This is a genomic window from Agreia sp. (genome assembly GCF_964263775.1).
In the GTDB taxonomy this organism is placed as follows: domain Bacteria; phylum Actinomycetota; class Actinomycetes; order Actinomycetales; family Microbacteriaceae; genus Agreia.
Map to the genome: position 1 here is coordinate 1 of NZ_CAXVWM010000180.1, position 14,984 is coordinate 14,984.

Annotated in this window: 11 protein-coding genes; 5 read left to right on the plus strand and 6 right to left on the minus strand. The window is 66.2% G+C overall.

The features are described 5' to 3' along the window. The gene (locus ACE5CZ_RS13070; RefSeq protein WP_374947767.1) at positions 1–549 is read right to left on the minus strand and encodes a TIR domain-containing protein; all 549 of its coding nucleotides are present in this window, start codon (positions 547–549) and stop codon (positions 1–3) included. A 399-nt stretch (positions 550–948) separates the two neighbouring features. Between ACE5CZ_RS13070 and ACE5CZ_RS13075 the strand changes: the two genes are divergently transcribed. From ACE5CZ_RS13075 to ACE5CZ_RS13090, 4 genes are all read left to right on the plus strand, one after another. Next, entirely contained in the window at positions 949–2,469 is a 1,521-nt protein-coding gene (locus ACE5CZ_RS13075; RefSeq protein ID WP_374947768.1) for a sugar transferase, read from the plus strand. Further along, positions 2,469–3,728, plus strand: coding sequence for a DUF1972 domain-containing protein (locus ACE5CZ_RS13080; protein WP_374947769.1), 1,260 nt, complete (start codon positions 2,469–2,471; stop codon positions 3,726–3,728). The genes ACE5CZ_RS13075 and ACE5CZ_RS13080 overlap by 1 nt, the downstream gene beginning before the upstream one ends. After that, entirely contained in the window at positions 3,725–4,504 is a 780-nt protein-coding gene (locus tag ACE5CZ_RS13085) for a CDP-alcohol phosphatidyltransferase family protein (protein ID WP_374947770.1), read from the plus strand. Before ACE5CZ_RS13080 ends, ACE5CZ_RS13085 begins: the two co-directional genes overlap by 4 nt. 233 nt (positions 4,505–4,737) lie before the next feature. Further along, positions 4,738–5,208: a TIR domain-containing protein gene (locus ACE5CZ_RS13090; protein WP_374947777.1), complete on the plus strand. Its 471-nt coding sequence runs from the start codon at positions 4,738–4,740 to the stop codon at positions 5,206–5,208. 30 nt (positions 5,209–5,238) lie between these two features. On the opposite strand, the gene ACE5CZ_RS13095 is transcribed toward ACE5CZ_RS13090, so the two are convergent. The 5 genes from ACE5CZ_RS13095 to ACE5CZ_RS13115 are packed head-to-tail and all read right to left on the minus strand — an operon-like array spanning position 5,239 to position 13,574. After that, on the minus strand, positions 5,239–7,347 hold the full coding sequence (locus ACE5CZ_RS13095; RefSeq protein ID WP_374947771.1) for an acyltransferase family protein: 2,109 nt from the start codon (positions 7,345–7,347) through the stop codon (positions 5,239–5,241). Positions 7,348–7,373: 26 nt separating this feature from the next. Next, a complete protein-coding gene (locus tag ACE5CZ_RS13100; RefSeq protein ID WP_374947772.1) occupies positions 7,374–9,905 on the minus strand; it encodes a right-handed parallel beta-helix repeat-containing protein in 2,532 nt (843 codons plus the stop codon). Positions 9,906–9,908: 3 nt separating this feature from the next. Continuing rightward, positions 9,909–10,874 (minus strand): glycosyltransferase family 2 protein, encoded by a 966-nt coding sequence (locus ACE5CZ_RS13105; protein WP_374947773.1) that lies wholly within the window; start codon positions 10,872–10,874, stop codon positions 9,909–9,911. Next, positions 10,871–12,391, minus strand: a complete 1,521-nt coding sequence (locus tag ACE5CZ_RS13110) for a lipopolysaccharide biosynthesis protein (RefSeq protein ID WP_374947774.1) — start codon at positions 12,389–12,391, stop codon at positions 10,871–10,873. The genes ACE5CZ_RS13105 and ACE5CZ_RS13110 overlap by 4 nt, the downstream gene beginning before the upstream one ends. A 4-nt stretch (positions 12,392–12,395) precedes the next feature. Next, entirely contained in the window at positions 12,396–13,574 is a 1,179-nt protein-coding gene (locus ACE5CZ_RS13115; RefSeq protein WP_374947775.1) for a glycosyltransferase, read from the minus strand. 160 nt (positions 13,575–13,734) lie between these two features. Between ACE5CZ_RS13115 and ACE5CZ_RS13120 the strand changes: the two genes are divergently transcribed. Then, positions 13,735–14,984 (plus strand): polysaccharide biosynthesis tyrosine autokinase (locus ACE5CZ_RS13120; protein WP_374947776.1); only part of this gene is annotated, 1,250 nt, incomplete at its 3' end.

Sequence of the window (14,984 nt, forward strand, 5' to 3'; positions counted from 1 at the left end):
TCAGCTCGCGTCTTCGTGGCGCCCGTGCTCCGACCGGCGCACGTGCCTGCCCACACGTGAGTCTCCGCGCCAGCGGTCTTCACGCACGGCCAGCTCCACCCATTCGGGCAGGCCGTAGCGGATGTGTGCACGGGCGAAGACGGATGTCGCGAAGGGAGGATCGTAGATCTCGAGTGCGGAAAGCGCCCGGGCGGGCATGCCTGAGTTGGCGAACGGATTCGAGCCGGCGACGCCTTGATTGCCGTCGGCATCGGCCAGCTTGTCGATGGCCACTCCGATCATCGGCTTCTGGAGAATGCGGGCCCTTCCGATCGCGTAGGTGACCCAGCGCTGACTCGCCGTGTGCTGGCCGATGAGCACGACCAGGCACGACGTGAGCGCGAGTTGTGCGTCGATCCACGTGCGAATCACGTCATCCGGCCGATCGCTCAGGATGTCGTAGTCGTCGATCGGGGGTGCGGGGGTGACCGACGTGTCGTCGGTGGCGACGAGTTGGCGCACGCGGAAAGAATCGTTGTCTGCGTCGAACATGGAGAAAAAACTGAGCATAGGCGCTCCTTACTATTCAGGGCAGCTCATGGGTGTGTGTATGAGAAAACCGCCGCCCGTCCCGACAGCTGGGCCGGGCTCGGCGACTCAGTGTGTTCGGAGCATCATCGATAACGGATGTTTCGAACCCGGGGGCTTGACTTTTTCTCATTTATTTGCGTAATAGGAAGGTCGATACGCGTACGGTGCAGGCGCGCCGCCCAAGAGCCCCTACGCAGGCCGATCTACCCCCCGAACGGGGTTATATGAGATTTGCTCATCTATGGGATAAGTTCGTTCTTTGTTCACGTATTTTCTCCAGGCGGAGAGTTCTCGCTCAAAAGACGAGTTTTGTTCATCTTTTTGTCTCTTCCCCTGTTCGACATCGACGGCTGCGGCCACAGAAGGGACCGTTCGCGCATGACCGAGACCACACGCCGTCTGTCGCCGGTGTCACCGATACGCCGACGCGCACGACCGGGTGTACGGGTCGAGCCCTCCGACAAAACAGCGTCGTCTCTCGCGAACTGGGCACGCAGCCTTCGCCAGAAGCTGCGGATCACTGACGCGGTCGTGATTCTCTGTTCGATCGCGCTGGCGCAGCTCGCTCGCTTCGGCATCACAGAAAAGAGTGTCGCCGTAAGCGGGTACCGTGTGGACTACTGGCAGGTCTCGGCGATCGTCGCCCTGAGCTGGCTCGCGATGATCGGTGTCTTTCGAACGCGCGATTCGCGCGTGATCGGTGCCGGAGCATCCGAATACCGCCTTGTCGTGCACGCGAGCATGCTCACCTTCGGGCTCGTTGCCATCGCTTTTCTGGTTCTGCAGGTCGACGTCGCACGGGGATACTTCGTCGTCGCACTCCCGTTCGGCCTGATCGGCCTGCTCTTCGGCCGGTACTTCTGGCGCCGTTGGTTGGTGCGACAGCGTGAACGCGGGCATTTTCTCTCTCGCGCCCTCGTCGTAGGGGACATCGCCGACGTGAGCTATGTGATCGGGCAGATCGACGGAAAGGCCGGCGCCGCCTATCGCATCGTCGGCGTCGTCGTCGACGGCCACCACCCGAACGAGCTCGTCGCCGGGCGTCAGCGCATCCCGGTCATCTCGGGTCTCGACGGCATCGCCGCCACCGCGAGCCGTCTGGGAGTCGACGCCGTGATCGTGGCAGGCCAACCCCAGCAGGGCAGCGACTTCATCCGTACCCTCGGCTGGCAGCTCGAAGGAGCGGCAACGGAACTTGTGCTCGCGGCTCGGCTCGTGGATATCGCGGGACCGAGAATCCACTTTCGACCGGTAGAGGGGCTGCCCCTCATCCACGTCGAGATTCCGCAGTACGACGGTCTCAAGCACGCCCTCAAGCGCACCTTCGACATAACGCTCTCGGGTCTCGCCCTGATTGCGCTGCTTCCCCTCTTCGCCGTTCTCGCCGTGCTCGTGAAGCGCGACAGCGACGGGCCGATCATCTTTCGCCAGGAGCGCGTCGGGCGCAACGGCAAGACGTTCAGCATGCGCAAGTTCAGGTCGATGATCACCGACGCCGAGGTCCTCCTCGAGGGATTGCGCGAGAAGAACCAGGGCGCGGGGGTTCTCTTCAAGATGCGAAACGATCCGCGTGTGACCCGGGTCGGCTCCGTACTGCGCAGATTCTCGCTCGACGAGCTGCCCCAGCTGTGGAACGTGTTCATCGGCGACATGAGCCTGGTCGGCCCCCGCCCACCGCTCGTGCGCGAAGTGGCGAGCTATGAAGACCACGTGCACCGACGCCTGTTCATCAAGCCCGGACTCACCGGCATGTGGCAGGTCAACGGACGTTCGGACCTGAGCTGGGACGAGGGCGTGCGGCTCGACCTCTACTACGTCGAGAACTGGTCTCTGACAGGAGACCTCATCATCATGTGGCGCACCGTGAAGGTGCTCACCAGACCAACAGGAGCATACTGATGAACTCACTCAGGATCGCCATGCTGGGCACGCGCGGCGTGCCGGCGGCCTACGGTGGATTCGAGACCGCCGTCGAGGAGATCGGCCAGCGGCTCGTCGCGCGCGGTCACGAGGTGACCGTCTACTGCCGGCAAGGCGAAGGCGACGAGCCCCGCGACAGCTACCTGGGCATGGGCCTGGTGCACCTGCCCTCCGTTCGCTCGAAGGCCATCGAGACGCTGAGCCACACGGCCCTCTCCGTGGCCCACCTCGCGACCGTCGAGCAGCACGACGTGGCATTTCTCTTCAACGCGGCAAACGCGCCCTTCCTGCCCGCCCTGCGTATGCAGCGAATACCGACGGCCGTGCACGTCGACGGGCTCGAGTGGAAACGCGGCAAGTGGGGCAAGAACGGCCGCCGCTACTACCGCTGGGCCGAACAGTTCTCTGTTCGGCACGCGGATGCGCTCATCTCCGACGCGCAGGGAATCGCGGACTACTACACGCACGAATTCAGCGTCCCCACCGAACTCATCACCTACGGCGCCCCCATTCTCACCGACACGCCGACGAACCGCCTGCACGACCTCGGACTCGCGGCGGGCAAATTCCACCTCGTCGTGGCACGCTTCGAGCCGGAGAACCACGTCGACGTCGTGGTCGACGGCTACCGCCGCAGCAACGCCGACATGCCTCTCGTCGTCGTCGGCTCCGCGCCCTACGCGGCGGCGCACACGACCGAGATCGAGCGTCTCGCGGCGGGCGACCCACGCATCCATCTCGTGGGCGGCATCTTCGACCAGGAGCTGCTCGACCAGCTGTACGCCCACGCGTACACCTATATCCACGGACACTCCGTGGGCGGCACGAATCCGTCGCTGTTGCGTGCGATGGGAGCCCGCACGGCCGTGATCGCCTACGACGTGGTCTTCAACCGCGATGTGCTCGGAACCGAAGGCCTCTTTTTCTCCGATGCCGCGGCGCTCGCGCGGCACGTCGACGAATCCGAGTCCGAGACCCGTGCGACCGCTGAGACCGCCGGTCTGCTGCAGGCCCGCGCGAACGAGCGCTACAACTGGGACACCGTGACCGACGGCTACGAAAGCCTCGCGAAGCGCCTGCATGCCGGGCACAGCACCCGGGGCCTCGGCCGGAGAACCCGCAACTCCATCGCGTGGGAACCATCGCCGATGACCACACCGAGCGAGTTGGCTTCGAGCGAGTTGACACCGAGCGAAACCACCTCGGCAACTCTGACCGACCTGGATCGCGCGTCGTGAGCGTCGCGCACGCGCGGGTCTCCCCCGCGGCCGACGAGACCTATCTCGGCACCGTTCGCCGGCTGGCATCCGCCCAGAAGAAGGCGGCCCGGGGGGCTCCCCCGTACTCGATCTACGTGAATCGCCGTGTGGGGCGCTACCTCGCTGCCTGGGCGTACCGCGCCGGGCTCACCCCCAACATGGTCACGGGCATCAGCGCCGCGTTCACGTTCACGGGGATCGCTCTGATCGCTACCGTAGCGCCGGTGTGGTGGCTCGGCATCGTGGTGTGGCTGCTGCTGGCCGCAGGCTACGCATTCGATTCGGCCGACGGGCAGGTGGCCCGCCTGCGCGGCGGCGGATCGGCCAGCGGCGAATGGCTCGACCATGTGGTCGACGCGCTCAAGATCTCGACGCTGCACCTCGCGGTGCTGATCAGCGCCTATCGCTTCTTCGAGCTGTCGAATGACGCGCTGTTGCTCGTGCCGATCGGCTATTGCATCGTGGCCGCCGTGTCGTTCTTCGCCATGATCCTCAACGACCAGCTGAAGGCCGCGCACGGCGCAGCATCCGCCTCGGCTGCCGTAACCGGGCCGGCGTCGACGGCCGACGGACGCAGCCGGGCGCGCTCTCTGTTGCTCGTTCCCACCGACTACGGCTTCCTCTGCATGCTCTTCGTGCTGCTGGGCTTTCCGGTTCTGTTCTTCATCGCGTATGCGGTGTTCTTCGTCGCCAACGCGGCCCATCTGACCCTCGCCAGCGTCAAATGGTTCACAGACATGAGCCGCCTCGGTTGAACTCCCGGCGGCACGGGCGTGCTTTCCTCGCGTCCTGCGGCGTGACAGACTTCGTTCACCAGAAGCTCCGAGTTCACTTTTCTCGGATTACGGCGTCATAGCCGCAACAATTGTGCGTCCCCTCTATGGGAGCAGAAGTGCTCTTCGTTCATTTCTCGATGAGGTTGGTACACATGCGGAACGCTTTTTATCTGTTCGACGACGCGAAGGACCGTTTCAGGGCGCGGCAGGTCATGGAGACCGCTGAGGGCGTACGGGCCGTACCGGACAATCTCGTGACCATCGCCAGTGCTACTTCACCCGATTCTGCGATGAAGTCGCGCATCGACAACGCGATCGCAGCCGCGGAATGCCTGGTGGTACTGATCGGCGAGCACACCGATGCAGATCCTCAGGTGATCTACGCCGTCGGCAGGGCCGTGCATGAGTTCAGAACACCGGTGATCGGTGTCAGGATCGACAAGCTGGCCGACGACGACGGGGCGCAGGGCCTACCGGGCGACGACCCGTTCAGCCGCTCCGGCCTATCGGCCCGGGCGCTCCTGCAGATCGACACATACGATCCGCCGTTCACGACGAGCGTGTTCGCTCGATCCCACATCCGATACTCCCTGCGTGACTGGATGGAGTCGGCGATCCGTGAGTCGATGCGGAGGAACGAGGCACGGGGTCGCCGAATGCGGCCTTCGGCTACCTGCGCGTAGCCCCGACCGTCGTCGTCTCCGACATAGCCGCTATCTCGGCGACAGGGCGGTCTCGACGTCGGCGCCGAGGTAGTCGCCGAGGGAACGGGAGAAGGTTCCCGTGAGATGGTGGGAATCGCTGTACACGATGACACCGCCGACCAGGCTGTGGCACAGCTCGCTGTCGCACATGTACTGGTCGAGCGTCACATACGCGGCGAGCGAAGGATTCTGCTGCGCCAGCTCCGTGAGCAGGTTCGGCACCACGACGGATGCCCGGGGCAGCGCACAGGGATCGACCGCGGCGCTCGACATGGCGATGCATTCCGGCCCGGGCTCGGGCCGCATTCCAGGAACATCCTCGGTGACGACCACGGGAATTCCGGCCTCTTCGAGGGCCGTCCAGTTCTGCACGACGTTCGCCTTCGCCGCATCCACGTCGGCCGCCGTGGCACCGTCTCCGGCGAGGTAGTCCTGCGCGCTCGCGTGGCTGGCGAAGACTACGCCGTCGACATGCGGCATCGAGAGGATCTGCTGCTGCACGTCGGCCGACCAGGCCACGCACGCGTCGGCCGGGGACTGGCCGGGCACCGGGATGGTGCTGGCCCCGGTGCAGTCGGTCTTGGCGGCCAGGATGATCTGCCAGTCGCGGGAAGCTCCGTAGTACTCGAGAGCGGGCATCAGGCGCAGGGCGTGGGAGTTGCCGATCACCACGATCGTCTTGGCCGGCGAGACGGTCTCTCCGAAGCGGCAGAGAATGACCTCGGTCGCCTGAGCCGTCTGCTGGCACGACTCGTCCGTGCCCAGGTCGCTGGCCGCGAACGCGGTATCGAGGTCTGCCGGTCGCGCGAACGGGTCAGTGCACGCGTTCGAGGCGACCATGGCTCGAGCACCGAAGCACGCATCGTCTTGCAGGCTTGCCTGCGCGCGCGCGGCCGCGTCGTCGTTGCTGCGCTGCACTCCGACGAAGCCCAGCCCTGAGACGAGCACGATCACGACCGTGCCCGCGGCCGCGAATCCGTATGCCGTGCGGCGACGCTGCCGAACGCCCGGCCTGCTTCGGAGCGGGTCTTCGATCAGCCTCTTGGTGAGCACGGCCAGGAGAAGGGTCAGTGCGAGGATGCCGAACTTCGATACCCAGTTCGTGGCGCCGTGAAGAAGCCAGGGCGCTGCGATGATCAACGGCCAGTGCCAGAGGTAGATCGAATACGAGTAGTCGCCGATCCATTGAACGGGCCGCAGCCCGGCTGCCCGCGATGGCGACCAGCCCAGTGACGACGTTCCCCCCGCGATGACGAGCACCGCGCCCAGAACCGGCACCAGGGCGATGACGCCCGGAAAAGGAAGGTCTCCCGTGATGAAGAAGACCGAGTAGGCGATCACCGCGAGTCCGGCCCAGCTCATCGCGGCACGGAGCGAAGCGAGCCGCGCTCCGGCGACGAGCGTCGGAAACAGGGCGAGCAGGCCGCCGGCGGCGAATTCCCAGGCGCGCGTCGGCGTGGCGAAGAACGCCAGTTCTGGGGATCGGTCGGTCATGACAATCGACACGGTGAGCGAGCCGACGAAGACCGCGACGAGCGCCCACCGCACGGCCGACCGGGGTGTTCCGCGCTTCACCAGTCGCGCGATTGCCAGCGCTGCCAGCAGCACGATCGGCCACACGACGTAGAACTGCTCCTCGACCGACAGAGACCAATAGTGCTGGGCAAGCGTGGCACTGTTCTCGGCGGCGAGATAGTCGACGGCGTCGAAGCCGAGCAGCCAGTTCTCGCCGTAGGCCGCAGACGCCCCGAGCTGCTGAAGGTTCTCTTGCCAGGTCACCCGCGGCATCACCGCGAACAACAGCACGAGAGACGCAGCGATGACCGTGAATGCCGCAGGAAGCAGGCGCCGGATGCGCCGGGCCCAGAACGCGCCCAGCGCCACGCGGCCCGTGCGGGAGATCTCGCCCATCAGGTGCTGGGTGATCAGGAATCCAGAGATGACGAAGAAGATGTCGACGCCCACGAACCCGCCCGGAAGCCGCTCGGGCCACAGGTGATACAGCACAACCGCCATGACGGCCACCGCACGCAACGCCTGCACGTCGGCGCGGAAGGCGCGCGTGCCCGCCGGTGCGGCCGGTGCCGCCTCTGTCGGTTGCGTTCGCGTTGTAGTCATCGATTTCCCAGAGAGATGTTCCGCGTCTAGCGGTGAGATGCCCCGACAGTGCCGGCTCGAGCGGGGATTCCCGCCTTGGCGGCGACGGATGGGGGCACTGCGACGGTGAGAGCTTTCGCGGCCGCAAGCGTCGCCGATGCGACGGCACCCGTCGCATCCATCGCCCCGGTGAGTTCGAGGCCGCCCTTCTGGCCAGTCGCCCTCGAGAAGTCGGCGACGGAGTTGTACGTGGCTACCCCAGCGGTGCCGTTGGGCCAGCGGAACATGTTCTTCGGGGTCGTCACCGCCGCCCGCTGCAACAGATTGCCGGTCACGACGATGTTCAGCTGTCCGCCCGTGCTCTTCTGCAGGTTGTCCTGCGCGCACAGCAGGCAGTCGGTGCCCGCGATGGGCCGGCCGATCACGTTGTTGGCCACGGTCACGTTCGTCAAGAGCCACGGAACCGTCGGGTCTGGCACAGGGCGGCGGGGATCGTGGCCCGCTGCGTTCACGTTGCTCGCCACCCTCGTGTCCTGCGTCAGGTCGATGTTGCGCTTGTTGTCGATGATCGTGTTGTTCCAGATCTGACCGTCGCCGCTGCTGTAGAGCTTCACACCCGCCTGCGCGTTTCTCGCGATGAAGTTGTTCGCCACCACGACCTTCTCGGTCAGCTCGACCATCAGGCCGTGGTGGTAGTTGCCGGTGATCGTGCTGTTCGTAACCGTCGCGTCGTAGACCGACTCGTCGAACCACAAGCCTGTGCCCTTATTGTCGCGGATGACACTGGAGTCGACAGACACGGTACGCGATCGCACCACCTTGAAACCGCCCGCGGCTGGCGTGTAGTTGAAGTTCTCGGTGTTATTGCCTGCCACGAGCACCGACGACGCCCTCATGCCGTCGGCGTAGGTGACCTGGATGCCGATGAAGCCGTTGTTCGACGACGTCACGCGGGTGAGGGCGAGGCCCGAGGCGACCGCGCTCATTCCCATCGTCGAGATGTCGGTCAGCGTGACGTCCTGCAACGTCACGCCGGTGGCGACGTCGTCGACGCGAAGCGCTCCCATGTCGGGCATCGACGGCGCATATCGACGAATGCCGATACCGCGGATGACGGTCTTGGGGGCCCGGATGGTCAGGGCGCGCTGCAGCGTGCTGGCCCTGACGGCCTTTGCCGACGGGTCGGAACCGAGGATCATCGTGTCGGCCGATTCATCGATATAAAAAGTGCCGGGCACGACCTTGGCCGCGGACGCGACCTGCTTCTGCGCCACACCATCGATGAAGACCTGGTCGGGATATGCCGCCATCGGGTAGTCCGGGTTCAGGAAGACCCAGCCCTTCTGCGCGTAGTCGGGCTTGCCGCGGCTGTAGGTCGGGCTGTGGTCGAATGTCGTCGTCCATCCGGTGTGCACCCACGTCGATCCGCTGCGAGCGAATCCCGATACCGGTGCGCTGCCGTCGAGCCAGACGGCCTCATTGGGGTAGCTCTGGATGGTGAGGGGCTTGTTCTGCTGGATGGCCACGGTCTCGTGGTAGGTGTCGCCGCGAAGCACGATGGTGGAGCCCGCGGGGGCCACGGCGATCGCTTTGGCGAGTGTCTTATAGGGTTTCGCCTGAGTGCCCTCGTTGTCGTCGGAGCCACTGGATGCCGCTACGAAGACGGCCCCGGAAGGCACGGGGTACGTCGTGGTTCCGACGGCGGCCGAGCCGGCCGTGAGAACGCCGGAACTCGGCGCCGGAGCGGGGGCAGGAGCCGGAGCCGGATCAGGGGCGGGAACCGGATCAGGGGCCGGGACCGGAGCGGGGACCGGAACCGGCGCGACGGTCTTCTTGACCCTCTCGACGGCGAGCTTCTCGTAGGCCACGGTGGCGGCCGACGAACCCGCGGCCGTATATACCCAGATACCGGGAACACCCGGAGTGGCTATGCGCTGTGCGCTTCTGTCGGTCGCCGTGACCGACCAGCCCGGAACCGCCGAGCCCGTCTTGAAGAGTCGCGTGCTCAACTCGACCGAGGCATCACCCACCACGCGCAGTTGCAGGGTAAGGCTCGCTGCACCCGCGGCGGAGACGGGAACGGCTGTGCCGCCGAGGGCAACCACCTTCCCCGAGTTGTCATCCACTCGACCGATGGCCAGCAGAACGCCGCCGTCCGGCGCGATCGTCGCGGTAGCCCGATAGGCGGTGGCGCCGACCTGCCGCTCGTAGATCGCGACCCGGAGGCCGCCACCCGTCTTCGGGATGCTCGGCACCGAGAACTGCGTCGTGACGACCGCGTCCCGCACGCTCTGGGATGACAGATTGGCCGCTCGCGAGGTGGCCGCCGCCGGAATGGCGACGAGGCCCTTCTTCGATGCGACCGAGAACGATGCGGCGCCGGAGAGCTGATACGGGCCCCCTGCCGTCGCAGAACCCCAGCCGGCCTGGTCGGCGCGCCCGAAATCATCCGTCGCCACCACCGAGTCGGTCTGCCACGGATCTGCGGCCGTGGGCGTCGCGGCGCTCGCCGCTGCGGGTGTTCCGCTGAACACGAGCGAGAGCGCGACGAGGGCGATGAGTGACGTTCTCGGGCTCACGTGCTAGGCCTTCTCTGTCGTCGAAAAGACGGTGTGCGGGCGTGCGTACTCGGAGTAGACGCGACCCACGGCGCCCGCGATCATGCCGGCTCCTCGCCTGCGCGTCCGCGTTCCCTGCGCTTCGGCATCGAGACGACCAGCGACGCGGCCTACGAGCTCGCGAATCGCGCCGCCGACGTAGCGAACCGTTCCGCGAGCGATCAGCACCGTGCGCACCCTCGCGCGTCCGACACCGCTCGCCTCGAGGGCCAACGACGACCTGCTCCACGAGTTTCCACTGCGATAGGCGCGCTGCAGAACCCAGGTACGCGTAGCGCGTGATGCCGGCACCATGTCGTGCACCACGGCCTCGTCGCACCACACGATCTCGCCTCCCGCCGCCGTGATCTGGCGGGAGAAGAGGGTGTCGCTGCCGCCGGAGAGGCCGAACGCGTCGTCGAACTCGATGCCCTGGCGACGAAGCCACTCGAGGTCGAGCAGCAGGTTGTTGGTGGCGGCGACGTCGACCCGGGTGCCCGAGGCGAGTCGACGCCTGGCGAAGAAGCGTCCTGCCTCGATCCACGGCTCGGGCTGCTTCTCGTAGCTCGACACGACAGGGCCCACCACGGCCACGGGCCAGGAGCGCAGATACTCGTCGAACAGCTGCTGCAACCATCCCTCCACCGGCACCTCGTCGTCATCAATGAACACGAGCAGCGACGAATTCGTCGCCTCCCGCAACGCTCGATTGCGCGCGGCGGCGATTCCCGGTGTGGGCTCGTGCACATATCGGCCGGCACCCAGTACGGCAGCGGATGCCGGCAGCCGCGCAGAGGCATCCGGGTCGTTGTCGACGACGAGGATCGATGCGGTCGCGTCGCTTTTTTCGGCCTGCTCGCGCAGGATGTGGATGAGCGGAACGAGTTGCTCGACGCGCTTGTAGGTGAGAACCGCGATGGTGAGCGACGGTTCGCCGGCTGGATCTGTCATCGGACGACCTCTTCGGTTGAGACGGATGGGGCCGCGGATTCCCGCGGATCGGGGGTGGCACGGCGCGAGCCGAGAATCTCGCCGGCCCGGCCGATGAAGCGAATGGTCATTCTGCGGTGAACGACGAGAAGCACCGCGAGCGCGAGCACGACATACGCTGCGGCACCCACCGCGAGGTGGGCGATGAGGGGAAGATCGAGCAGGCCCACGCACAGGTAGGCCGCGGCACCCCATGCGCTGGCGTGCACGGCGGGCAGGATGGCGGCGAGCTGGGTGCGCACGCGCACGCCCGAGATACGGGCCTGGATGCCGAGCAGCACGGGAATCAGCGCGAAGCCGACGGCGGTGTAGCCGACGGCCACCCCGAAGACGCCGAACTGCAGGCCCACGATGATGCCCGCCACTTGCAGGCCGGTCGCGAGGAACTCGTAGTTGAGCAGCAGTGTCGTTCTGCCGAAGGCCTTCATCAGGGCGGGAGTGATGTAGAAGATGGTCTCGCGCGCCCCGCCGAGGGCGAAGACCGCGATCAGCGCCGCCGCGGGCAGCCACTCCGGGCCGAGTACGAGGCGCACCAGTTCGGGGGCCGCGCACGAGATGAACACCATCACAGGAACGACCGCGAGCGCCAGGGTCTCGGTGGCTCCGGTGAGTTGCGTAGCCACTTTCGCGCGGTCGTGGGTGTTGCGCGAGAAGACCGGAAAGAGCACCCGGTTCACGGTCTGGCCCACGAATTGCACGGGCAGCGAGAGCACCCGGTAGGCCATGCCGTACATCGCGAGCGAGGTCACGCCGAGCACCCGGCCGACCAGGATTCCATCGACGTTGCGGGAGAAGTAGGCGACGCAGTTCGTGAGGAAGACCTTCACGCTGAACGACATGAGGTTCTTCATCTGGGCGAACGCGAAGTTGGGCACGGGACCCCGGGCGAAGACCAGCATCATGACGGCGACGATCGCATCGGTCACGCCCACCTGGTAGATGAGCGAGAAGAAGTCTGCGCCGAGCATCGCCGCCGTCACGCCGGTGGTCGCGCCGGCGATGCCGCCGGCGACGTCGGCCAGGGCGATTCCCTTGAACGACTGACCTCGCGACAGCATCGCGCGTGGAACGATGGCGAGCGCCTTGAGCGGCAGCAGCACCGCGAGCATCCGAAAGACGGGCACGAGCTCGGGCGTGCCGAAGAAGCCCGCGAGCAGGGGCGCGGCGAACCAGGTCACGACCGCGATGATCACGGCCAGCAGGATGTTCACGGTCGCGACGGCGCCGGGCGCCTTCTCGTTGAGTTTCGGGCGTTGGATCAGGGCGGCAGAGAGGCCCTGATCGAGAACGAGCGAGGTGAGGGTCACGTAGATCATCGCGGCACTGATGATTCCGTAGCTCGACGGGCCGAGAATGCGCGCGATGAGCACGGCGCTCAGCACCTGCACGAGCTGCCGCGCAATCACGGCGATGCCCGACCAGCGCACCCCGTGGGCCACGCTCGGTGCGCTCTGATTCTTCACTTCCCCCGTGAGCATCGGGTTACTTCTCGGCCACGACGGCCAGGCCGCGTCGCTGTGAGACGGCGGGCAGGAAGCGCTGCACAGCGGCCCACATCTGCGCGTTATACGCAGACAAAGCATGGCGCTCTTCTGCGCGGTCGGCATCGACGCGTGCCCGCTCGGCCAGGGTCGCCCATTCGTCGACGGTGTGGTCTATCGCGGCCGCTAGAGCATCGGCGTCGGCGGGAGGAACGAAGACCACCGAGCCGTAGCCCGCTCCGGCCTCGCGTAGACCGGAGGTGTCGCTGACGATGGCGGGTCTCGCGGCCAGCATGGCCTCGACGGCCGTGTTGCCGAACGGCTCGTCGATTGTCGACGGCACGACGGCCACGTCGCCCTCGGCGAGATAGGGGTAACCGCTGGGCTGAAAGCCCTCGAGGCGCACGCGGTTCGTGAGGCCGAGTTCGGCTATTCTCGCGCGCAGCTGCTGCTCGAAACGTTCGTAGCCGGCGAAGACCGCACCGATGAGCGTGAGGGTCAGCATCTCTGAATGCCGAGCGCGCGCCATCGCCTCGACGAGGACATCCGGGCCCTTGCGGGCCGAGAGCCTGCCGACGTAGACGAGCCTCAGCCCGCCGTCGAGCGAGCGCCTGGCCGGAGTCGTCGTAGCCGGCCCGACCACGCCGTTGTAGACCACCCGGGATTTCGCCGAGGCGCGGGGATAGTCCATTTCGACGGTGGCCTGCGCGTAGCGGCTGTTGAAGACGATGAGCGACGCCAATCGCAGGGGTGCGACGAGGCCGGCCCGGAGGAGCCGGCCCGCACTGCGTTCGGCCTCGTGCACGTGCACGACCAGGGGAACGCGCGCGAGCCGTGCGACCGCGTTCCAGAGGGGGATAGTGAGAGTGCTCACGTAGACGACCGAAGGTCGGAGTTGCCGGACAAGGCGGATTCCGCGCACGAGCCCCGAGACGTGGGCGGCGAGCAAGGCCGGGAGCGCGCGGGGCCTGAGCATGGACTTGCGCAGCACGGGCATCGACTCGATGGTCACGGATGCGCCGCGCGCTTCGATCTGCGCCTGGAGGGGGCCGCCCGCGGCGAGCACGACGTCGACGTGGGCCCCGTGGGCGAGGAACCCGGTCACGCTTTCGAGCAGCACCCGATCAGACCCGTAGAGCTCGGCGCTCGGATGAACGACGAGAATGCGTGGCTGTGCCATGGCGCCGAACCTCCGAAATAGGATATGTCACCCGAACGAGGGGTGGTCAAATACGAGTATTCCTCACATAATAGAGGAGAGCCCCGCCGATCGCCAACGCCACTGTCGCTATTCGCTTGCCGGGGCCTTCATCTTTTGTCCACATCTTGGGGAGTTTTTCATGGCACTGCAGGTATACCTGCGAGCGATCGCTACAGGATGGTGGATCGTCGTGATCACTCTTGTGGCCGGGCTCGGACTGGCGACGGCGTACAACTCTGTGAGCAGGCCGGTCTACTCCAGCAACGTCAAGTTCTTCGTCTCGACCCAGAGCGAGGTCGGCGAGACCCCCCTGCAGGCCGACGAGTTCGCCCAGAGACGCATCAACTCGTACGTTCAGCTGATGACCAGCGAGGCGATGATCAACAAGATCATCGACTCGAGCGGGGTCGACCTCAGCGTCAGCCAGCTCACCTCGATGGTCTCGGCATACTCCGATCCCGAGACGGTGCTGCTGGGAGTCGAGGTGCACGACACCGACAAGGACCGCTCGTTCGACATCGCCCGTGCGATCGCCGAGGACTTCGGCGGACTCGTCGCCGAGCTCGACAACCGGGGCAATGCCGACGCGGCCAACGTCAAGCTCAACGTCGTCTCCGGCCCGACCCTCACCGACAAGGCGATCTCTCCACGCACGACGCTGAACCTCGCGCTCGGGGGGATCATCGGCATCGGCCTGGGCTTCGCCATCGCCATTCTGCGCAAGACGAGCAAGAAGACCGTGGGCACCGACGGCGAACTCGCCGAGGTGCTCGGATTGCACTCGGTCGGATTCGTGCCACGGCTGCATCGAGGTCACCCCGACGACGCCCGCGCCGCCCTGGCGCTCGCGACCGAACGGATCGTGACCAACCTCGGACTCGACGTTCTTCCCTCACCGGAGACCCGCGTCATCCAGGTCACGAGTGCCGGGTCGGGCGACGGCCGCACGCTGATCGCCTCGAGCCTCGCCTCGATGCTCGCCACCCTCGACCGTCGCGTCATCCTTGTGGATGCCGACCTGCGGCATCCGTCGCTCGGGCATGCATTCGGAATTCCCGACGGTCCGGGGCTGACCGACGTGCTCTCCGGCCGGGTACTGGTCGACGAGGCCATCCACGGCACCGGTGTCCCCCTGCTCTCGATGATCCACAGCGGCTCGTCCGTCGGCTCACCCGCCGAGCTGCTGACATCACGCCGGTTCTCGGAGTTCGTCGACGAGCTGGCGCACGATTTCGACATCGTCGTTCTCGACACCCCGGGACTCCTTCCGCACGTCGACGCCGCCGTCATCGCGAACAAAGCCGACGGCGTGCTGCTCGTCGTCAACCGTGACCGTACGACGAAACAGCAATTGCGCGATGCGATGGCCACGCTCTCGCACCGCTCGCC